The sequence below is a fragment of the Pleionea sp. WD8-19 genome (genome assembly GCF_055326765.1).
Genome location: NZ_JBUZOU010000001.1, coordinates 316,651 through 338,103 on the forward strand (window position 1 = coordinate 316,651; position 21,453 = coordinate 338,103).

The following is a 21,453-nucleotide window of genomic DNA, read 5'->3' on the forward strand; positions in this document are numbered from 1 at the left end:
GCTAATGCCCTCCCAATACTCGCGCGAGCTCTTCTGGCTTGTCGTGAACGCCAAAACGGTCCACTATGGTTTCACTGGCCCGGTTTAATCCGATCACTTCAACATCGGCCCCTTCGCGACGGAATTTTACCACAGCCATATCCAATGCATAGACCGCTGAAATATCCCAAAAGTGGGCTCGACTTAGGTCAATGATCACTTTAGATACCGCTTCTTTAAAATTAAATTGCGCCAAAAACTTGCTCGACGAATTAAAAAACACCTGACCGTGCACGCAATACGTTCGCGTACTGGTTTCTTCATCCAGCGCTTTTTCAAAGTACATAAAGTGGCTGACTTTATTGGCAAAAAATAATGCAGCAAGTAAAACGCCCACCAGCACTCCGTAGGCCAAATTATGGGTATAAACCACCACAACGACAGTTGCAATCATCACAATATTGGTTGACAGTGGATGCTCTTTTAAATTCCGAATGGAGCGCCAATCAAACGTACCAATCGACACCATGATCATAACCGCCACCAGTGCCGCCATTGGAATTTGCGCGACCCACTCGTTCAGAAATACCACCAGCACCAACAATACCGCGCCAGCAATAAACGTTGAAAGGCGACCGCGTCCGCCCGACTTCACATTAATTACGGACTGTCCGATCATCGCGCAACCTGCCATTCCCCCCATCAGCCCGGCACCAATATTGGCAATACCTTGACCTTTACACTCACGATTTTTATCACTTGGCGTATCCGTTAAATCATCAACGATGGTTGCGGTCATTAAAGATTCGAGTAGACCGACCACCGCTAATGCCACCGAATAAGGAAATATGATGGACAAGGTTTCGAATGTCAGCGGCACATCGGGCCATAAAAAGATCGGCAAGGTATCGGGAAGTTCCCCCATATCGCCAACGGTTCTGATTTCCAGCCCAGTGAACATCGCAAATGCCGTACAAGACAAGATACACACCAACGGTGAAGGAATGATTTTCCCGATTACTGGGACATAGGGAAACAGATAGATGATCCCGAGCCCAACCGCCGTCATGGCGTATACGTGCCAGGTAACATGGGTAAGTTCCGGCAACTGTGCCATAAAAATTAATATCGCTAGCGCATTAACAAAACCGGTGACCACCGAGCGAGAAACAAAGCTCATTAAGCTCCCAAGCTTAAGGTATCCGGCTATGATTTGCAGAACGCCGGTTAGCAAGGTGGCCGCCAATAGGTATTCTAAGCCATGATTTTTAACCAAGGTCACCATAAGTAACGCCATCGCGCCAGTCGCGGCGGAAATCATACCCGGTCGACCGCCGACAAAAGCGATCACAACCGCAATACAAAATGATGCGTAAAGACCCACTTTAGGATCCACTCCGGCAATAATGGAAAACGCAATGGCTTCTGGAATGAGCGCTAAGGCCACAACCAGCCCAGCTAAAATATCACCACGAAGATTACCGAACCAGTCGGCTTTGGTTGAATGTAAAAGCATCTTATTCTTCCAGCAAATGTGTTCGTCACTTGAGCAACAGATGACACTCAAGCAATTGATTATTAAATGTTTTTAAGACAATGACCTTAAGATTTGTTGACTTAATCCATCCGGCGGTATCTGGCCTCGAGCAATGGTTATTAATTTAAGGCAGGAAAAGGGCGCGGATTCTACCTGAGTATAGGAAAAAGAACAAATTGTGCCTCGCTGGGCTAGTCTATACTTAAACGTAATGTGGACAACTTCAGAATATTCAGTAGCCCATGCCTGTTGAGTTAAAAGAGAAAAAAGTAACCATTGGCGAGCTAGAAATCGGCATGTTTGTTACGAGACTGGATCGCCCGTGGGAAGAAACCAACTTTCTCATGCAAGGCTTCTTAGTCATCTCTCAAGAAGATATCGATGCAATCGCCGAACAGTGCCAATATGTTTATATTGAAACGAAAGAATTACCTAACTTACCACCCACAGAGCGGCGACGAGATAAGAAAGGACTTGCTGCTCGAAAATCCAAAAAAGGAAAAAGAGGCTCTAATTCAAAAGGCGGCGCAACCGCTTCCACCACTAAAGTTGAGAAAACGATCAGCTATATCAATCAAATCAACATGGAACAAGAGTTCCCGAAAGCCAAGGAGTGTTACAAATTTGCGAAATTAACCGCCAAAAACATTCTTGATGGCATTCGAATTGGTCGAACAATTGACCTGAACAAATCACGACAAGTTGTGGACCAAGTGGTTGACAGTATCATACGAAATAATAACGCTTTAGCTTGGCTTACCAAAATAAAAAACAAAGATGAATACACTGCAGAACACTCTCTCAATGTCTGCATACTTTCGGTAGCGTTTGCTAGGCATCTAGGACTCGAAAAGAAAGAAATTCAAAAAGTCGGTTTGTGCGGATTATTGCATGATGTGGGTAAAGCAAAAATACCGGATGAAATTTTAAATAAGCCAGGGCGTTTTACCGATGAAGAAATGGAAATTATGAAGCAGCACACGACCTTTGGCCGTGACCTACTACTCTCGGTTAAAGATTGTGATCATGCCACCGTCGATGTTGCCTTTTGTCACCATGAACGCATTGATGAGATGGGCTATCCGCGAGGCCTTCGCCAACATCAAATACCTCAATACGCAAAAATTATAGCGTTGGTTGATACATACGACGCCATTACCAGTGCGCGCTGCTACGATAACGGTCGTTCCTCTATGGACGCGCTCGATATTATTTATAAAAACCGCAATCGGCAATTTGACGATGCGTTGGCACTCGAGTTCATTAAATACATTGGTGTTTATCCGCCAGGCTCTATTGTTGAAATGACCAATGGAGAAGTAGGTATTGTTATCGCCTCAAATAAAGATAACAAGCTCAAACCAAGAGTTCTGATAACGCTGGATAAAAACAAGAAAAAAAATGGCGAAAATATTATTGATTTAAGAAATGCTCCAAACGATAGCGAAAACAAACCCTACATGATTGCATGCGAATTACCCAATGGTAAATACGGTGTCGATATTAAGGAATATCTAAAACGTGGTCTGGTTTTAAAGAAATGAACATTCAGGTTCTCGAGGCAAATTATGAGCGATGAAAAAAGAAACCATCCCAGATATTTATGCAACAGCAATTTTAGCGATACCATTATGCTCATAGAGGGTGAAGTTCATATTCTCGTTTCGGTTAATTTTAACCATACCGGAATTGCCATCTATTCACACGAACGTATGGATGAGAGCGACGAATGCATGTTGAGTTTTCAGTACAGTAGCGATAACAAGAACATCGTTGTACATCAAATACCTGCCATCATATGTTATCGATTTGAAACCGAAGTGGGCCATCAATACGGCATACGGTTTGACTCAAACCAAATTGAACACGATCAGCTTGAGCAATTGAAGTTGATTGAGCAGGAACTTGCCAACAATCAATCTACCGAAAATCGTTGGCAAGAGTGAAGTGAGCATTTTTACATTAAAGCAAATAAAACAAATACTAAAAGACCTGAGCCACTAATCATCAACGTTTTCTTGCGTAATACCGGTGAGGTTAACCCTAATGCCAACCCGCTGATCAGTATGAACATTAAACCGGCGGCCATAAATTTCTGAAAGTTTTTAAAGATGGTAGGGCCATGACCTTTGTGTAACTCAACAATTGTTGCAATCAAGTCCGGCGAACGTCGGATCACGTCCAATTGCCCTTCAGTAACCTTAAAAACGTAATGCTCGCGAGAAGTTGGCCGCGTGTACCAAGTCGAATTACTGCCTTTGACATAGTCAAAACGGTACTCTATATCCAACTCCTTAAGTAATCGGTTAACTTCCGTTTCGCGATCGCTTGCATCCATATTTATCATTGTAGCATCACCCTGATAAACACTTTGTTGTTCAAAATCTCCCTTTATACCCAACAGATACAAGCCGCCAGAAAGGGCAATGACCAATAAAATCGGTGCGAAAAATGAGGCTAAAAACAAATGAATAGTTATGATGGTTTGACGTTTCATTATTTGAGCTCTTTGGTAAAAATCCGAAGATCATGCAGAATTTTTCCGAAATATTCAATAGGGGAAAGCGATGTTTATTAAAAACGTTGAAAGGCTTTTCGAGTCTTTTTCACTACGCATGCAAAGTTAAATGGATTAACTAAACGAAGCATTTGCAGACCATCGATGCCTGCTTAAGGCAATGCCGACGTTCATCGGCATTGCCATTATTCAACGGTCACTATTTCTGATACTTCACCTTTTTATGAAATTCTGCCAGATCTTCAATTTTATGTTCGCCTTTCAGCGTAGCAAATGGCTTATCTTTAAACTTGGCCCCTCGAAGTTGAATAGATAATCGCGCTGCTTTTGAGTTACCAATGGTCTCATTGTAAAAAGCCTGTATGTCCTTTAACGTAACTTTCTCAACTTCAGCAATCAATTTTTTGCGCGTATTGAAATCCCATTTTTCTTCGTACCAGTCGTTCACTAAAGGCGCTTGCTCTTCTCGCAGATTTTTCGGTTTATCCTTTAACGCAACCAACACGCTGTTTTTCAACTGTGCGAACGCTTCCTCTGTGATTGCTTTAAGCGTTTCCTGGTATTCCAGCTTAAACTTATCAAAACGCTTTTGCATATCAGCTACACTTTTAACCGGAGTTTGAATAGCAAACCCTAAAGCGGTGTAGTCTTTAATCGTGGGTGCAACAGCGGTAACCGCATAAGCGAGTTGCTCTTCCGTTCGCAGCGTTTCAAAGGTTTCCGTTCGCAAGTGATCACGCAGTACTCGAGCGCGAGCTTCCTGTCGAAGGCTTGGTTCGGGATGCACGTGCAAATCGTAAACAGCCACATCCGCTACCTCAATATCTTTTTTCAACGCTAACACTTCCCCCTGACTGGGTAACCAATATTGGGTACGAGTGTATTCCGTAACTTTTCGGTTTTCCGGTAGTGATGCTTTTATTAAAGAAACATAATGCTGAATGTCGCGCTCATCATAATTACCAAACGCAAACACTCGAATGGTATTATTGGCCATCACTTTTTCCATAAAGTGCGACAGATCTTGCGGTTTTAATTTTTCAGCCACATTGATAAGGGCTTCATTGCTGTATCCGGAACTGGCCACCAAATCATTCATGTTGCCAAATACTTGATAATAGGGAAATTGCTTTTCTTCATTTTTTAGCCCACGAACATAGCGATCAACCGCTTGCTTAAAGTTATCCGCATCAATGTTAAATTTTAATGCTTGCAGTCCTTTTGCCATCAGTTGAGGCTGTTTATCGGTAAACCCACCGATATTTAACTCCAATCCGTTCGCATCGACGATGGACAAGTCCATTCCGGCAATCGATGCTTCCGTAACGAGTGCACTTTGCTGCAAGTTGTAAAGATCAGCCCAAAGAGCAAATAAAACTTGACCTTGAATACTTTTCTGTCGCTCAGGACTGTTAAAGTAAACACGCATAACCCCTTTCGGCTGGCTTGCGAACTCTTGCGATGGATAATGCCAAACCTTAATGCCTTTTTCATCATACACCACTTTAGGTTTATCCAGCTTTTTACTGTCTTGTGCTTTTATCGCGAAGCTTTCGGGTAATAACGTGTTTATTTTGGGTAAATTTAATGAATACTGAGGCGATTGATTCCAACTTGCTTGTTCCTTTTCGCTGATGTCGACAATTTTGTATTTACCATCGTAAAAGTGCAGTTCACTATCGTGTGGCTCCTGCTTACTGACGTACCAAATACGCAATCGCTCAGCGGTTAACTGATCCAGCACCTGATGAATTGCTTTTGCATCAAAGTGGCTGTAAGTAAAAGGTGCGGCAATCACTTGATGCACCGGGTAAGTTTGCATGTCGTCGGCTAAGCTCGCAACGTAATTGAACGCATTACCTTTTTCCAGAAAGCGAAAACGATTTTCCAGCGACGTTTTGATCTCTTTGAAATATTTTTCGTCGACGCCTTCTTTACGCACCTTATCAATATACGACATAACCACGTGAGTTATGGTTTCGCGTTGGTTCATTCCTGCATCTGTCAGCTCTATATTGATCGCGAACTGCCCGTAGTTACCATACATGTCTGGCGTTGCGGACGTATTTAAGCTCGCAATTAACCCCGCTTTTTTCAATTCGTACGCTGGCGTACCGGGCATTTCACTACCAATGATATAACTGAGATAACGATTGGGTTTCGATAGGTACTTATCCGCATTGTTATCAATAGTAAAATCGATGATGAGTTGCTTAATATCTGTATTAGGTACGTAATGTATGCGTTTACCGCCGAGTTTAGAAAAGTCGATCGCATGATCAACGCTCGGTTTTTCAATAGCCTTATTTTTAATCGAAGCAAAATGTTTTTCCGCTAACTTGCGCATTTCTACTAATGGAAGATGGCTAACCAACGCCACTTTCATAATATTTGAGGAATAAAAACGGTTGTAGAACTCAACAGTTTCGGGATGGAGTTTGGAATTTTCTTTATCACCTAACGTTTCCAGGTTTCCAATTAAAAAGCGATTGGCTGGATGCTCCCCCATCATCGACCGATTGAGCTTAAACATACCAAAAAAATCCATTTCTCGACGCATTGACCACTCGGCATTCACTGCATTTTTTTCTTTTTCAGTATACTCAGGATAAAGTTTTGGCGTTTTAAAGAAATCCGAAAACCGGTCCAGCGCTTCGTCGTATGCATCGTTATTGACTTCAAACATATAGTTTGTAATATCGAGCCAAGTATAGGCGTTAGACTCGCCACCATTTTTGGTCATAAATTCACTGTAACCTTTTGGTTCAGGAAATCGCTCCGTCCCCATAAACAACATATGTTCCAAGTAATGCGCCATCCCCTGCTGCGACATAGGATCTTGCAGCAACCCAACGCCTACACTGAGCGCTGCAGCCGATTTATCAACAGTAGGATCCGAAACCAACAATACCGTTATGCCATTTTTTAAAGACATGGCTTCGTAGCTTCGAGTATCACTGGGACTCGTAATGATCGGCTTTTTAGAGACACCTGCGTGTACGGTATTTGGTAACGCGGTTAAACTGGCAAAGGCAATTGCCGCAGAAATCACATTCATGGTAAATCGTTTCATATGCATTCCAAATGTGTTGAGAACTTGTGATAAAAGCCTCTATCGGTATCAGAGACGACAACAGGACAGTTGACATTATAATTTGTAAGGCAAGTGACAAACTTGAGAATTTGTATCGATATGTGACAACCGGGTGATTGACGGCTGGTAATATTACCAGCCGGCTCAAAGAGTGCTTTTACATGACTTTTATGGCTTACTTATCGAAATTTACTGGGCTAAAAGGAATATCCGGGCGAGTCGAAGAAGTGGTTTCAAACAGATGATAGATTTTGTGCAAGTTTTGACGATTGCGTTGAGTCACTTGCAAATCTTTGATCCGCCCATTTTCAATGCCATAAATCCATCCATGAATGGATAGCGATTGACCACGATCCCAAGCATGTTGTGCCATCTTCGTTTTTGCTACGTTATATACCTGATTGATGACATTAAGCTCACACAGTCGGTCAACCTTTTCATTTTCCGGAAGGTTGATTAATTTTTCTTCATTATTAAAGTAAACATCTTTAATGTTTCTCAACCAGGAGTCGACCAGTCCTACCTCACTGTCGCCCAATGACGCACGAACACCACCGCAGCCGTAGTGACCACAAACAATAATGTGTTTTACTTTAAGTACTTCCACGGCAAATTGCACAACGGACATACAATTAAAATCGGTGTGAACAACAACATTCGCAATGTTACGGTGAACAAACATCTCACCGGGCGCTAACCCCACGATTTGATTTGCAGGGACCCGACTGTCGGAACAGCCGATCCACAGATACTCTGGCTTTTGTTGTTTGGCTAAGTTTTTAAAAAAGTTGGGATCTTGGGCAACTTTAGAGTCCGCCCACTTTTGGTTGTTTTGGATTAGGTTTTCTAATGACATATCGCTTCAACTCCTGAGGTCATGAGAGGCTTACTTTTTCATCGTTCACTCACGGACAAATAGTATGAAATATTAAGCTAACTGGGCCGGTGCCTTAGTTTGCCCGCCATTTAATTTCAAATCAATAGTTTAGCCTCTCTCAAGTCGCTGGTCATATGTCCACATCAAAAAAACAAACGCGGTGTATCGCAAGTTCATCGAATGCAAAGCTCTGCGGTAAAGTAGCTATCCTTTAGCTCATGATACAGTCCCCAGTTCATGGATTGCGCCAACGCTTCCGCAATGTACAGCCCTAACCCGAAGCCATACCCCTCTTTAACTGAAACAGTAGTCTCTCGACTGACGGAGTTTATAATTCGAACTCGATATTCCAAGACATGAATGACGACCGTTTCATCCGAGGAGTATTGCAATGCATTTTTTATAAGATTTTCCAATACAATACACAGTGGTGTAATCGCAACCTGGAGCTTTGATTCGTTTTTTCCATTTGATTGGACTTCAATCGTATGTTTTGGATTTATTGTTAATAAATAACTTTTGAGCCGATGCACCAGTTCCAGCAATCGAACACTTTCTTGCGCTTCTTCCACCGGTTTACGACGCCATAATCTGAGTAGAGTATCGGCTGTTTTGTTCATTCTTCGCTGCGCGTTTCGAATTGCTTTAAGCTTATTTTTGTGTGAATCAGCAAGCAACTCAGTGTCTAAAATATCCAATGCCGCACCAATGATCGATAGAGGCGTTTTAATTTCATGACTTAAGCAAGCGACAAACTTTTTTTCGCGGTCTAACACGTGAAAATATTGACTAACGGCTTGCTGTAAACGTTTAGCAAAAGCGACTAGCTCAACAAACTTCAAATGCGGATAAGATAATTGATCGGTTGCCCCATCCGTTAAACTTTGACTCCAAGAGCTTAATAAATGAATGGGTTGAATAATACTTCTATAGATTAAACTACTCGAAAAGTAACCAAAGACCAATGCTAAAATCATCAATAACATTGTCGCTTCAAGTGGTGTTAACCCGGGTATTGACTCATCCTCTCGTTTCGAAAAAGAATGCAAAACAAAAAGCATTTTTTTGTCACCTTCGGATTTCATTGGAAACGCCAACAAGTATTCAAAATGTTTATCCGTTTCAATGTAATAAAGGTTTTCGCTTAAATCCGTAAGGTTTATGTACTGATGATAGGTGTCTGGCAACCGTTTAACACCCAAAAAATATCGACGAAAACCCGAATCTTCGGGAAGGGTTCCCGTAGCATGATATGTTTTTACTGCGTTGTATGCGTCTTGATAAAGGTAAAACTCGGAAGTATCGTCCAGCCCCCACTGATAGAACCACTTCATTGACCAGCCGCTTAAACCAATTAACACAATCACCAACAACGATAAGTGAATGATCAGAAAATGACGCAGTTTGATCGATCGGTAGTTCATCAATGAAACTCTCTGAGCGCCACACCTTTTCCTCTTTCGGTATGCAGAATTGACACTTCTTGGCCCTGATGTAAATTTTTACGCAAACGATAAAGCAGCATTTTTAGAGCATCATTAGAGGGTGCACCTTCCGGCCAAATAAGATCTTCAAGTTCGACTCGACTCACCACGCCCGGACTGCGTTGTGCCAATAAGACTAATACACGCCATTCATCTTGACTGGTCTTGACCCGTCGCTCTCCTCGAAAAGCCGTTTGATGAGAAAGATTGATTTTTAAGTCACCCACTGTTTTCACCGAAGACGATATGGGTTCAAGAAGCACTCGGATCCTTGCCACCAATTCAGGAAGTGCAAAAGGTTTCACCAGGTAGTCATTCGCCCCTTTTTCAAACCCTTGCAACTTATCATCAAGTTCACCACGAGCCGTTAACATAATAATGGGTACTGAAATTCCGAGCTCACGCACTCGGCGGCATACCTGCAATCCATCACAACCCGGTAAATTGATATCAAGTATCAATAGTTGAAGCTCTTGCGGTTGCAATGCGTACTCTTGAATCAGTTCGATCGCTTTTATCCCATTATAGGCATGATCGCATTCAAACCCTTGCTGCTCAAGATACTCGATAACTAAAGCAGCTAGCGATTGGTCGTCTTCAACAACGAGTATTGCCATAGCGGTCAAGTTTCACTTTCAAAATTAAAGCTCATATACGACACGTCCACCTAACACCGTTTTCAATACTTGGGTTCGACTGATTTCTGAGACCGGCACCTCAAAAATATTTTGATCCAATACGATAAAATCAGCCCACTTTCCAACTTCTAATGAGCCCGCCAGACTTTCCTGCCGCATTGTATAAGCACCATTAATGGTATAGGCCCTAAGTGCAACATCGAGATCTGGCAAACTTTGCTCGCCCCGAGTTAATGAGTTTTCGATTCCAACAAAAGGTGACAATGGACTTACATCCCAATCACTGCTAAGCGTGATACGTGACCCGGATCTGAAAATATCAGCAACCGGTAACATGTGATATGCTCGCTCACCTATTAAAGGCTCCATCCAGTGAGCATTGTGAGGTTTCGAAAAATCACCCGCTAACTGAAAATCGGCGATCACACCTAAGGTTTGAAAGCGAGGTTTATCGTTTTCGCTGATCATTTCCAGATGGGTCAGTCGATGTCGTCCATGCTTGCTCCCATTTGTAGCCTGTGCGCTTTCGATCGCGTTTAATGCTTCGTGGATGCCTCGATCCCCAATGGCGTGAATATGCATATCAAAACCTGCGGTCTCTAACTCAGTTACATACCGTGTGAGTCGCGCTTCATCAAAGTAATTCAACCCGTAGGGGCCCACTTCATCAAAATATTGCAAATAGGGCGTTGTTAACGCGGCAGTGGAGTTATGTAAAATACCATCGCTGTACAACTTAATCTGACTGATACGCAATAAGCTTTCCACTTTGTCGGAGTGCATCATTTTCAAAGCCGCAATTTGTTGATCATCATCGAGAGAAGGATACGCCCATAAACTCAGAACGGTTCGGGCTGTTAATCGGTTTTCATCCAACGCACGCTTCCAACTGTCAAGATATCCGCGTTGCCAATATACGCGAGCATCGACTATGGAAGTGATTCCATTTTTTGCCACTTGTTGCAGCCCATAGAGTAATCCATCATAGTGATCGTCAATCCAATCACTGTTCGGTTGAAACACCTGATCGAAAACAAGGTCGCCCGCGCTATCAAGTAGAAGTCCATTGGGTTGCCCGTTTAAATCTTTTAAAATGACACCACCAATCGGGTCCTCACTGTTAGCATCAATACCCGCTAATTCTAAAGCCAAGCTATTGACCCACACCGAATGAGAAGTCACTTCCATGATTGCAATTGGGCGCTCTCTACTTACCGCATCAAGCACTTGCCTGGGGCATTGCATTGATTCTGTTAAAGTATGTAATGAGTGCCCCCAACCCAACAACCAGTCTTGTTGATCACCTCGATTAACGCAACGTTCTACAACCCTTAAATTGGCTTCCAAACTGTTTGTTTCGTTCAAGATACAGGTGACGCTTTGAGAGCCTGCTTCTAATGGATGTAAATGTGTATCATGAAAACCAGGCAAAACCAGTCTACCATTCAAATCTATTTTTTGGACTGTCGCCGGAGCCAGTGCTCGAGCCTCATCTTCACTTCCGATATAAACGATGCGATCACCACGAATCAGCATGGCTTGTGCCCAACTTTTGTTCGCATCCATGGTATAAATTTTCCCATTGAAATAAAGCTGCTCTTCAATGCTAACCGGCTGCTGTGTGTCAATTCGACCGGTTCCATTGAATTTACAAGCCACTAACATGAACAACACTACCGAACAAAAAAAAATACACTGTTTTGTCATAGTTATCGCCTCAAGCGTTTACAAAACATGACCTTAATTGAACAAAGGTAACAAAAAGGTAACAGCCGTCAGTCTTGAGAAAAATATTTATGCAAAATATGATACACGCTATTTAAAGATATGGGCTTGGTCAGGAAGTCATTCATTCCACAGGCAAAGGCTTTTTTCTGATCGTCTTCAATGGCATCAGCGGAAATCGCTACAATTGGCGTTGTCATTTGAAGTTCGGTGCGAATCCTACTGGTCGCCTCAAACCCATCCATTTTCGGCATTTGAAGGTCCATAAATATCAAATCACATTCCGGTTTTGTCATGAGGTAATCTATTGCTTCTCGACCATTTTCGACAATATAAGTATCGCAACCAAATTTTTCCACCATAGCGGCTAAAACTTTTTGATTAACCAAAACATCCTCGACAATTAACACTTTACGTTCAGGAAAGCGTTGACGTTGTTCTTCTTCCACTTTGAGCAATGAGGGCTCCTGTCCTATCGCCAATGGTAAGCTCACATGAAATCGTGACCCTCGACCTTCTTCACTGGTCAGGCTTATTTCACCGCCCATAAGTTCGCACAATTTCTTACTGATGACCAACCCTAACCCAGTTCCTCCGAACTGTCGTGAATGCGAGTTATCACCCTGCATAAAAGCATTAAACAGTCGCTCTTGAACTTTTGGAGTCATACCAATACCGGTATCTACGATTGATATCTTCAACTCAATACGATTACCAGGAAGTGTTTCGAAGTCCACAATAAACGTTACTTTTCCCTCATGTGTAAACTTTATGCCATTCGATAATAGATTATTGATAATTTGTTCTATTCGAACTTCATCAGCGTAAAGATACCTGGGTAGAGCCTCATTAAAGTGCGTTTCCAGAAGAATATTTTTCTCATTAGCAGCAAGTTGAAACTGTTGTGCAACTCGTACCAACAAGTTTTGCAGGTTAAAATGACTTTTTATCAAGGTTTGCTGACCTGCTTCGATTTTCGAAAAATCGAGAATTTCGCTGATCAATCGCAAAAGCATGGTCGAGGACTGCAAAATACCGTCAAACACAGTACGGTCGTCTTCCGTTTGCGAGCGGTCCAAACCCAGTTGCGCAAACCCCATAACTGCGTTTAAGGGCGTTCGGATTTCATGACTCATATTGGCTAAAAACTGGCTTTTTGCCAAACTTGCATGCTCTGCTTGATCTTTTGCGTCTTGAATGGCGCGTGTTTGAGCATCCACTTGTTTCCGCAATTCGCGTTGAAAGCCCATCATAATAAGTAAAAAACCCTGCGCCAAAGTCGCAAGAATAAAACCACCAACAATTACGGTCCAACTGTTCCAGTCTTTAACCCCACCTCCGAAAGTGGGTTTAGGTTGCAACGCAATCAGCCACTGGCGCTCAAAAAAACGAAAGGTGTGAGCCAATAATTCCGGAGAGTCATTGGTTACGTTGTCAAACACTTCAACGCCATCCAGTTCCACTTTAAGTTCCACGTGAGAAACATCAATATGCTGTGTCAGTTGCTCAAACAGACGATGCAATTGCAGCACTGAAACGATAAAGCCACTGTGGGTATAGTCGCCTTCTTGCTCTAAAGCTAACGCTACTAACATGCCAGATTGATCTCGCTCATCCTGCACCAGAGAAATGGGTAAAGAGGCAACAGATTTACCTGATGTTTCTGCTAAATAAAGCGTCTGCTGGCGTCTGAGTTCCGACCCCAAGTCCAAACCCAATGCCGACCGATTTGTTTCTAATGGCACCACGTAGTACACGGGATACAATACATGCGCGAGTCCTTCGCGCTCTATGGGCTGGCCATCAAATGATTTAAAAAACAAATTCTTCAAGCCATCTTTATACGCTTGCTCTATCAATAAATCCCAGTTATCCAAAGTGACTTTAGGTACCCATTCCATGGCTCGAAGTGCGGCATTTTGCCCAAAAAAACTGGTGGTAAAAAGCCGAAACTCTTCACGATTGACGTGTTCGCTCGCTGCATAATAAGATTTGAGTGTCGTCAATTGGTCGTCAATTTGACGAAACTGCTGTTGCAAAAAATAATCAATACTCACCATTTTTTCATCGAGCTTTTGTGAAAGCAGTTCGCGATGAATATTACGAGATAGCGCAAAAATAAAGCTGATCACCGAAAACATGGTGATTGAAGCAATGACAAATCCCCAATCTACCTTTAAAGTCGACCGTTTATTCGGCCTTAAAAACACTAAGAACAGTGGTGTAAAAAACATCGTGCCCACCGAGTCACCAATCCACCAAGATAACCAGATAAATATCAGCGAAGGTATATCCAGTGACGATATTAACAATTGAGTTGCTGTTCCTATCGTTGCGGCAATCAAGCAACACAAGGGCCCAATCACCAATAGAAAATAAAATATGCGTTGGTTATAAAGCTGAGTGAATGGCCACAACCGAAGGTGCTTCACCAATACATCGGCAGTGAGAATTTGTAAGCTTGAGCCACAAGCAATGAATAAAGCCGACAGCCAACTGACCAGCGAATGAAGATTGGTGTCACCAGCAATCAGTAAATTGGCAGAAAAAGACCCCAACAAAACACCAAAAATCGCAACCCGACCCAACACCAATGATAGCGCCAGTCCTATACCGGCAGCAGGCCATATCGCACTGGCGAATCCTGGAGGAATGGCGAACAATAACCCAAACTGCGCAGCTAGAAAATAGCTCACCGCAGCAATGATTATTTTTAATGCATTGGATGACATTGATCGAGCGAAAGCGTCCCCAGTTGGAATCTTGTAAGCATAGACCAGTGTTCGATGTTACGCCTACCTTGGCGAAGAATTCCGTGCCCACTAGATAATGGGTCCAATATCGATATTTAATGATCTCTTTGTCGATAATAGGCACTCATTTTGTCATTTCACTTAATGACGACTCGATTTTAATTAATACGCCTAATCTCGCTGAAGCGCTTCAATAGGATCCAGGCGCGACGCCATCACTGCCGGGTACAACCCAAAACCCACACCGACTAATGCACACACGCCAACCGCCAGGAAGATAGCGAAAACTGAACTAGCAACAGCCCAATCTGCATAAGAGGCAATAATAAATGCCAGTACAAACCCGAGCAAAATACCCAAAACACCGCCAATAGCCGCGATCACAAAACTTTCCGTCACAAACTGAAAGACAATGTCTTTTTTACACGCACCAACCGCTCGCAATAGCCCAATTTCTTTGGTGCGTTCCAGCACCGTTGCTAACATGATATTCATAATGCCAATGCCACCAACCAACAAACTGATACCTGCAACGCAAGACATTACGATAGTAAATATACGTTGCGTTTGTTGCTGTTGCTCCAGCAAGGCGGTAGGGATTGTAATACTGAAATCATCCACCTCAGCATGACGTTGTTTTAATAACTTAGAAACACCTTTCGCCGCTAGATAAATATCGGTTTCTTTTTCTATTCTAACTTTTAGTACATCCACTTCACTTTCAAGCTTTTCCAGCTTCAGTTTTTTTAATGCCGTACTCAATGGAATATAAACTTGATTATTTTCGCCACCTAATTTAATGCCACCAATTTCCTGCTTCTTTAACTTTTTATCCGCGATGACACCTATCACTTCAAACCACAAATGATTAACTTTGATGTACTCTCCAATAGCATCTGATGATGGAAACAGTTGCTTTGCAACGGATGAGCCAAGCACCGCAACTTGAGCATAGTTTAAATTTTCTTCATCATTGAATATACGTCCTTTGGAAAGCTGGGTATTGGAAAGCTCAAAAAAACTGACGGTTCGGGCAGTAACAAGTGCATCGCTTTTCGCAAACTGACTGAATAAAGCGTAGCGCTTGATACGTTTTTCCGCTCCATGCGCCTCAATAAAGGGCAGTACGCTTCGCATCACGTCAAGGTCACGCAGTGAAAGTCCAAAAGACTTCTCTCTTACCTCCTTAAGTTGTTGCTCATCCATTTCTTTATCTTCAATGATAATATTTCTTAACCCCATCGAATCAATGAGTTGTAACGCTTCCTTTTCGGCACCCTCACCGATACTCAGCATCGCAATGACCGCTCCCACACCGAAAATCATGCCTAGCAATGTCAACATGGTGCGCAATTTGTGATGCAGCAATTCCGTTAATACGTCTTTAAGTACATCCATCCACTTCATTACATCACCTTTGGTATCTGTGGAAATATCACTATTTTAGATCCTGGCGTTATCCCAGAGTGAATTAAAGTCAAATCAGAGCCCCGAACACCGGGGGTAACAGCCACTGATTGTCCATTTTCGAGCTGTACAAAATATTCGCCCTTCTGTTCATAAACGGCGCTGCTTGGAACCGACATCGCTCGCTCTTCTTTTGCTAAAATAATACGTGCTTGCAATTGATCGCCAGGCCGCATTTTTTCGGTATCAGTCTGTTCCAAATCCACCAATACTTGAAAATATTTCACTGGATTTTCTCGATCTCGTACTTTTGAAACGGGCTCAACCGTTGCAACCGAACCTCGAAATTTCAGTTTAGGATAAGCGTCTAGATACAGTTCGACGGGCAACCCCGTTTTTAAATTCGCAGATTCATTTTCCAAAACATATATTTTCGCTTGCATAACGGATAAATCCGGCAAAGTTGCAAATTTACGGCCAGGAAAAAGCAGTTGTCCTACTTGCGTTTTCTCGCCACGCCAGTTTTTGTTAAGTACAAATACACCATCATGAGGCGCCTTAATTTCCATTTGATTGAGCGACGTTTGATACATCATCATTTTTGCATCAATTTCACCTTGTTGCAGCTCAAGTAAATCCATTTCTGTCGATGATTTATTTTGGTAGCTGCCCCAACGCCATTGATTATTTTCCAACCTTGCCTGTAAATAGTCCTTATTTTTCATTTTATCGATGATTTCATTCTTAGAAAAAAGCCGTAAATCATTTACGGTGTATTTTTCGGCAATATTCAATTCTTTTTTGATTAATTGATTGTCACTACGAATATCCGTTTCTTCCTTGGTTAAAGTCCCTTTCTTAACGCCTTTTTCTAAGGCAACCTGCTCTTTCTCAAGTTGTTTTTGCTCAGTTTCAAACTGATATTTAGTCGCATCGAGGCGAGCAATCACCTGATCTTTTTGCACTCTTTGATTTTCTTCAACCATCCAGGCCAATTGTTGTGGCTCAAAGACGCCTTGAGGAATAGTAATAGGTGTCGCCGTTTTTGCTTCCAGTTCTCCTTCTGCAGGTATCTCAATACTGACTTGAGCCAATTCGACTTTATACAATAATGACTGTGAATCATTGACTTGCTCACATCCGAGTAACAATGAAAACGCTAAGAGTGCAAGGTATCTCATAACAACACTTTCTCCTTAGCTTTCAATCCGCTCACAACGACTATGTCATTTCCAACAGTAGGTCCTAATTCGACTTTTCTAAGCTCACTGCCAAACATATACTCCACTTTCACATAAGCATTCTGCTCTTTGTATTCAATGGCATGTAACGGAACTTTCATTGCATTTTCGAGGGTATCAGTAAAAATAGTCGTCCTCGCACTCATACCTGGACGCATCAATTCGGCATCCGGTTTATCGATGGATATTTCCGCATCAAAAACAACGGAGGGCATATCTTTGGACTTTGGTCGATACACTTTACCCAAATCAGAAATAACACCGAAAAACTCTCGGTTAGTAATCGCATCGACCTGTATTTTAACTTTTTGACCAATACTCACTTTTTTTGCATCAACTTCGTCTATATCTGCTCTCACAATGATTTTGTCCATTGAAGGAATTTCCATAATACTACGGCCCATCCATACAGTGTCGCCGACAACTGGTTTTTCACCATTGTGATCACCTTTATAAACGATCATACCCGCTTTAGGTGCCTTAATTGTCAATTTACCAATATCCGCTTGCAGTTGGTTGACTTCATTTTCTAAACGTTCATTGTCACTTTTTGCAATTCCAAATTTCGCTTTCGATTCCTTTTCATAATGTTCAATTTGAAACTCAGCCTGTTCCAAATCAAGCTGACTTAGCTGGTAATCGAGCTCCAATTGCTGAGTTTGCGATACGCCATCGAGTTCTTTAGATTGCTTCCACTTACGGTAAGCTTTATCCAAATTCATTTTCTTTTCTGCAAGTGCTAATTTTAATTCCTGCCTTTTCGCATCCGCTGAAAGTTTCTCGTTTTCCAGGTTTTTTTTGGCTTTTTCCCATTCACTTTTCTTTATCATCAAACGCTGCTGTAGCTGACTGGCATCGAAAGACACAATCGGTTGACCGACATCAACTTTCGTTCCTTCAGGAACCATAAAGCTGATTTTGTATTGCCACATATTTTTAACCATTGGCGGATTGATGGTGATAACATCCGAGCTATCAAGCTCACCAAAAGCAGAAATAGAGATAGCGACATTTTCAGGCTCTACTATTTCCCAATTTTGACCTCCATCTGAGCAACCCAATAAACAGAATAAACAAAGAACGCTTAAAAACTTCGCACTCATTCCAGCTCTCCTTCTAGTATTATTTCAACCATTGCACTCATACCTGGTTTTAAATTGTCCTGTTCCCCCTCTAATTCAACACTAACCGGATACCAAGCACCATTTCCCCACTGACTTCTAATTTCTGATTGAGAGCCTATCAATGCAATATGTCCTTGAAGTGGATTCGTCAAATCAGCATCTAAAAATACCTTGACGAGATTGCCTTTTTTCAACTTTGGCCAATCCACTTCATTCACCCAAGCCGTTACTATCAGTTTGCCTCCACCAGAGATTGACGCGACATTCATCGTAGTTTGCACGGTCGTACCTGGTTGAATTTTGGTACCATTCCAAGGATGCTCCGCATAAAATACGGGCCCTTCTAACTCGGCTTTCAACTGCATGCTTTGTAACTGTTCTTTTACCCGAACCAATTGTCGCTCAATGGCTTGTAACTTTAACGCTTGCTTTTCTTTTTCTGCGAGATATGCCTGCTCCTTTAAATTTACCTCGTCATTTGCTCGACTCAGTTCATCTTTAGCTTTTACCCATTCATATTGAAATTGCGCATACTCGTAATCACTGCGGAAACGTTTTGGAATATCGGCTTCGAGTTTCGCTTTTTTCAAATTGACTTCCGCTTTCTTTTTCAAAAACTGCGCATTTATCCATTCTTTTTCTTTTAGAAGTAATGCATCCTGAGCCTGTTGCTCAGTTGACCTTAAAGCGTTTTCCTGTTGCTCAACTTCGGCATCAAGGTTTGAGGTGTCGAAACGCACTACCACATCACCCGGTTTAGCGATAACCCCCTCATCCATCATCCATTTAACTTGAACTCGCCAGCTGTCTGTCCAAGGCGCGGAAAAATATTGTGTTTTGGTGTCCTCTACCGTTCCCGTCAGTAGCATTTTTTGCGAATAACTTACGGATGACATAACAACCAGAAAGATCGATAGAAGTTTAGACATTGTGATCCACCTTAATAACTTTTCCATCTTTCAGTCGCACTGTTTTTTGCGCGTAAGCAGCAATTTCATCTTCGTGTGTAACCATAATTATCGTTTGCCCATTGCTGTGCAGTTCAGTGAACAAATCCATAATTTCTCTGGTTGTCTTACTATCCAGATTGCCGGTGGGTTCATCGGCCAGAATTATCGCAGGTTGATTGATCAGGGCACGAGCAATCGCAACTCTTTGTCGCTGGCCTCCCGATAGCTCGGAAGGCCGGTGGTGCATTCGTTGTGCCAGTCCAACTCTCATTAACAATTGCTTCCCGCGTTGATGATAATCAGCCGGATGACCATGACCGTATCGACAAGGCAGCAATACATTATCGAGTGCCGTTCGACGCGCTTGCAGGTTAAATGACTGAAAGACAAAACCGATTTTTTGATTTCGAATTCGTGCTAGTTCATCGTCATCCAGTTGAGAAACAGCTTCTCCAGCAATGTGATATTCGCCTTCATCCGCTTGAGCTAAACAGCCCAGCACATTCATCAACGTCGATTTCCCTGAGCCAGACGGCCCCATGATGGCAATAAACTCGTTGTTCTTAATGTCGAGGTTTATGTTGTCCAGCGCTTTAAAGCGCATACGTCCCATTGTGTAATATTTTGAAAGGTTGCTGACTTTTATCATGAGTTTTTTAGCGTGATATATTGTTCATTATTAGACCATTAAAAAAGTCTAAACGAACCAGAATCCATTTTGGGGTAAACTATATCAAAATCAGATATTTTTCCATCGAATAAAAAGTTTCAAAATATTTAAGTACTCACAACTCAGTTGCATTCATTTCACAATTCATTGTTTTTCCATTAGCATGAAAAGAAAACTTGACCAATAGGGTTAATTTGTATGCCAACCAATGATATTTGCCACCACCCTTCCCTCATTTCCTTTGAGATCGCTCTCACTAGACTCCTCAGTAAAGTAGAGAAACTTCCTCAACGGGAAAACATATCTTTAACAGGTGCGCTGAATCGGGTATTGGCTGACAATATTACATCACCCATTGCAGTGCCGGGATTTGACAACTCAGCAATGGATGGTTATGCACTACGAGCCTCCGATTTGGATCACACAGACTGTCTAAGATTGGCGGGAAAGTCATTTGCCGGCGAGCCTTATAATAAAACACTAAAATCAGGCGAATGTGTACGTATTATGACCGGCGCCCCAATACCAACAGGGGCTGATTGTGTGGTGATGCAAGAGGAAACTTCGCAGCAACAAACTGCCACAAATGGTGAAACCATAACGTTTATGAACAAGCCAAAGAAAGGTGATCATGTTCGATTGGCCGGAGAAGATATACAACAAGGTGAAGTTCTTTTTAATTCAGGCCACACCGTTAAAGTTGCAGACGTGGGGTTACTCGCTTCGTTAGGATTGGCAGAAGTCGCCGTGTACAAAAAATTGAAAGTTGCGGTGTTTTCTACCGGTAGCGAAATTTGCTTGCCCGGACAACCACTGAAAGCGGGCCAAATTTACGACAGTAATCGCTTTACAATACTTGCATTACTCAGCCGTCTGAACGTTGAAGTAAAAGATCTTGGCGTATTGAAGGACGATAAAAACGCAATTGAGCAAACCTTGCTGGAGGCCGACCAATGGGCAGACGTAGTGATCACATCCGGCGGTGTTTCGGTTGGCGAAGCCGATTATATAAAGCCACTTTTAAATAAATTGGGCAACTTAGAACTATGGAAAATTGCGATAAAACCTGGCAAACCATTCGCTTACGGAAAACTAAAACGCGCACATTTTATTGGCTTGCCCGGTAATCCGGTATCCGCTCTGGTTACGTTGTATCAACTCGCAGTGCCTGTGCTTCGTAAAATGCAAGGCGCAGAAGTGATAGAACCGTTGCAAATGAAAGCGCTTTGTTTATCGCCCATTAAGAAAGCACCGGGTAGAAAAGATTATCAAAGGGGCATCCTTTCCACAAACAAGCAGGGTGACTTATGTGTGGCGAGTACCGGAGCTCAAGGCTCAGGCGTCTTATCGTCAATGAGCCAAGCCAATTGCTATATTGTATTAGCCGCAGAACAAAGCTCGGTTTCCAAAGGCGAAACCGTTCTAGTTGAGCCCTTTTCCGAATTACTCCGTTAAT

At 42.4% G+C, this 21,453-nt stretch carries 16 protein-coding genes; 3 read left to right on the forward strand and 13 right to left on the reverse strand.

Annotation, left to right across the window (positions count from 1 at the left end):
* Position 1 precedes the first annotated feature (1 nt).
* Entirely contained in the window at positions 2–1,495 is a 1,494-nt protein-coding gene (locus ACTUJY_RS01320) for a SulP family inorganic anion transporter (RefSeq protein ID WP_463614230.1), read from the reverse strand.
* Between the two features lie 263 nt (positions 1,496–1,758).
* Here ACTUJY_RS01320 and ACTUJY_RS01325 point away from each other — a divergent pair, with 263 nt between their 5' ends.
* Complete coding sequence (locus ACTUJY_RS01325) at positions 1,759–3,060, forward strand: HD-GYP domain-containing protein (protein WP_463614231.1); 1,302 nt, start codon at positions 1,759–1,761, stop codon at positions 3,058–3,060.
* Between the two features lie 24 nt (positions 3,061–3,084).
* On the forward strand, positions 3,085–3,462 hold the full coding sequence (locus ACTUJY_RS01330; RefSeq protein ID WP_463614232.1) for a PilZ domain-containing protein: 378 nt from the start codon (positions 3,085–3,087) through the stop codon (positions 3,460–3,462).
* A gap of 11 nt (positions 3,463–3,473) precedes the next feature.
* Here the strand turns inward: ACTUJY_RS01330 and ACTUJY_RS01335 are convergent, their stop codons facing one another.
* The 12 genes from ACTUJY_RS01335 to ACTUJY_RS01390 form a co-directional block, all read right to left on the reverse strand.
* A complete protein-coding gene (locus tag ACTUJY_RS01335; protein ID WP_463614233.1) occupies positions 3,474–4,013 on the reverse strand; it encodes a PepSY-associated TM helix domain-containing protein in 540 nt (179 codons plus the stop codon).
* A 220-nt stretch (positions 4,014–4,233) separates the two neighbouring features.
* A complete protein-coding gene (locus ACTUJY_RS01340) occupies positions 4,234–7,107 on the reverse strand; it encodes an insulinase family protein (RefSeq protein ID WP_463614234.1) in 2,874 nt (957 codons plus the stop codon).
* Between the two features lie 196 nt (positions 7,108–7,303).
* The gene (gene can, locus ACTUJY_RS01345; protein ID WP_463614235.1) at positions 7,304–7,984 is read right to left on the reverse strand and encodes a carbonate dehydratase; all 681 of its coding nucleotides are present in this window, start codon (positions 7,982–7,984) and stop codon (positions 7,304–7,306) included.
* 194 nt (positions 7,985–8,178) lie between these two features.
* Complete coding sequence (locus tag ACTUJY_RS01350) at positions 8,179–9,429, reverse strand: sensor histidine kinase (RefSeq protein WP_463614236.1); 1,251 nt, start codon at positions 9,427–9,429, stop codon at positions 8,179–8,181.
* On the reverse strand, positions 9,429–10,106 hold the full coding sequence (locus ACTUJY_RS01355; RefSeq protein WP_463614237.1) for a response regulator transcription factor: 678 nt from the start codon (positions 10,104–10,106) through the stop codon (positions 9,429–9,431). The genes ACTUJY_RS01350 and ACTUJY_RS01355 overlap by 1 nt, the downstream gene beginning before the upstream one ends.
* A gap of 24 nt (positions 10,107–10,130) precedes the next feature.
* The gene (locus ACTUJY_RS01360) at positions 10,131–11,834 is read right to left on the reverse strand and encodes an amidohydrolase (RefSeq protein ID WP_463614238.1); all 1,704 of its coding nucleotides are present in this window, start codon (positions 11,832–11,834) and stop codon (positions 10,131–10,133) included.
* 68 nt (positions 11,835–11,902) lie between these two features.
* Positions 11,903–14,584, reverse strand: coding sequence for an ATP-binding protein (locus ACTUJY_RS01365; protein WP_463614239.1), 2,682 nt, complete (start codon positions 14,582–14,584; stop codon positions 11,903–11,905).
* A 192-nt stretch (positions 14,585–14,776) separates the two neighbouring features.
* Positions 14,777–16,012, reverse strand: coding sequence for an ABC transporter permease (locus ACTUJY_RS01370; protein ID WP_463614240.1), 1,236 nt, complete (start codon positions 16,010–16,012; stop codon positions 14,777–14,779).
* Positions 16,012–17,193, reverse strand: a complete 1,182-nt coding sequence (locus ACTUJY_RS01375) for an efflux RND transporter periplasmic adaptor subunit (RefSeq protein WP_463614241.1) — start codon at positions 17,191–17,193, stop codon at positions 16,012–16,014. Before ACTUJY_RS01375 ends, ACTUJY_RS01370 begins: the two co-directional genes overlap by 1 nt.
* Positions 17,190–18,356, reverse strand: a complete 1,167-nt coding sequence (locus ACTUJY_RS01380) for an efflux RND transporter periplasmic adaptor subunit (RefSeq protein WP_463614242.1) — start codon at positions 18,354–18,356, stop codon at positions 17,190–17,192. Before ACTUJY_RS01380 ends, ACTUJY_RS01375 begins: the two co-directional genes overlap by 4 nt.
* On the reverse strand, positions 18,353–19,306 hold the full coding sequence (locus ACTUJY_RS01385) for an HlyD family secretion protein (RefSeq protein ID WP_463614243.1): 954 nt from the start codon (positions 19,304–19,306) through the stop codon (positions 18,353–18,355). The genes ACTUJY_RS01380 and ACTUJY_RS01385 overlap by 4 nt, the downstream gene beginning before the upstream one ends.
* Positions 19,299–19,976, reverse strand: coding sequence for an ABC transporter ATP-binding protein (locus ACTUJY_RS01390; RefSeq protein WP_463614244.1), 678 nt, complete (start codon positions 19,974–19,976; stop codon positions 19,299–19,301). The genes ACTUJY_RS01385 and ACTUJY_RS01390 overlap by 8 nt, the downstream gene beginning before the upstream one ends.
* Positions 19,977–20,195: 219 nt before the next feature.
* On the opposite strand from ACTUJY_RS01390, the gene moeA reads away from it, so the two are divergent.
* Positions 20,196–21,452, forward strand: coding sequence for a molybdopterin molybdotransferase MoeA (moeA, locus tag ACTUJY_RS01395; protein ID WP_463614245.1), 1,257 nt, complete (start codon positions 20,196–20,198; stop codon positions 21,450–21,452).
* Position 21,453 lies beyond the last annotated feature (1 nt).

What these genes read in the sequence shown, in the direction of transcription:
- ACTUJY_RS01320 (WP_463614230.1), bottom strand. Translation starts at nt 1,495, where the DNA reads ATGCTTTTACATTCAACCAAAGCCGACTGGTTCGGTAATCTTCGTGGT.
- ACTUJY_RS01325 (WP_463614231.1), top strand. Translation starts at nt 1,759, where the DNA reads ATGCCTGTTGAGTTAAAAGAGAAAAAAGTAACCATTGGCGAGCTAGAA.
- ACTUJY_RS01330 (WP_463614232.1), top strand. Translation starts at nt 3,085, where the DNA reads ATGAGCGATGAAAAAAGAAACCATCCCAGATATTTATGCAACAGCAAT.
- ACTUJY_RS01335 (WP_463614233.1), bottom strand. Translation starts at nt 4,013, where the DNA reads ATGAAACGTCAAACCATCATAACTATTCATTTGTTTTTAGCCTCATTT.
- ACTUJY_RS01340 (WP_463614234.1), bottom strand. Translation starts at nt 7,107, where the DNA reads ATGAAACGATTTACCATGAATGTGATTTCTGCGGCAATTGCCTTTGCC.
- can (WP_463614235.1), bottom strand. Translation starts at nt 7,984, where the DNA reads ATGTCATTAGAAAACCTAATCCAAAACAACCAAAAGTGGGCGGACTCT.
- ACTUJY_RS01350 (WP_463614236.1), bottom strand. Translation starts at nt 9,429, where the DNA reads ATGAACTACCGATCGATCAAACTGCGTCATTTTCTGATCATTCACTTA.
- ACTUJY_RS01355 (WP_463614237.1), bottom strand. Translation starts at nt 10,106, where the DNA reads ATGGCAATACTCGTTGTTGAAGACGACCAATCGCTAGCTGCTTTAGTT.
- ACTUJY_RS01360 (WP_463614238.1), bottom strand. Translation starts at nt 11,834, where the DNA reads ATGACAAAACAGTGTATTTTTTTTTGTTCGGTAGTGTTGTTCATGTTA.
- ACTUJY_RS01365 (WP_463614239.1), bottom strand. Translation starts at nt 14,584, where the DNA reads ATGTCATCCAATGCATTAAAAATAATCATTGCTGCGGTGAGCTATTTT.
- ACTUJY_RS01370 (WP_463614240.1), bottom strand. Translation starts at nt 16,012, where the DNA reads ATGAAGTGGATGGATGTACTTAAAGACGTATTAACGGAATTGCTGCAT.
- ACTUJY_RS01375 (WP_463614241.1), bottom strand. Translation starts at nt 17,193, where the DNA reads ATGAGATACCTTGCACTCTTAGCGTTTTCATTGTTACTCGGATGTGAG.
- ACTUJY_RS01380 (WP_463614242.1), bottom strand. Translation starts at nt 18,356, where the DNA reads ATGAGTGCGAAGTTTTTAAGCGTTCTTTGTTTATTCTGTTTATTGGGT.
- ACTUJY_RS01385 (WP_463614243.1), bottom strand. Translation starts at nt 19,306, where the DNA reads ATGTCTAAACTTCTATCGATCTTTCTGGTTGTTATGTCATCCGTAAGT.
- ACTUJY_RS01390 (WP_463614244.1), bottom strand. Translation starts at nt 19,976, where the DNA reads ATGATAAAAGTCAGCAACCTTTCAAAATATTACACAATGGGACGTATG.
- moeA (WP_463614245.1), top strand. Translation starts at nt 20,196, where the DNA reads ATGCCAACCAATGATATTTGCCACCACCCTTCCCTCATTTCCTTTGAG.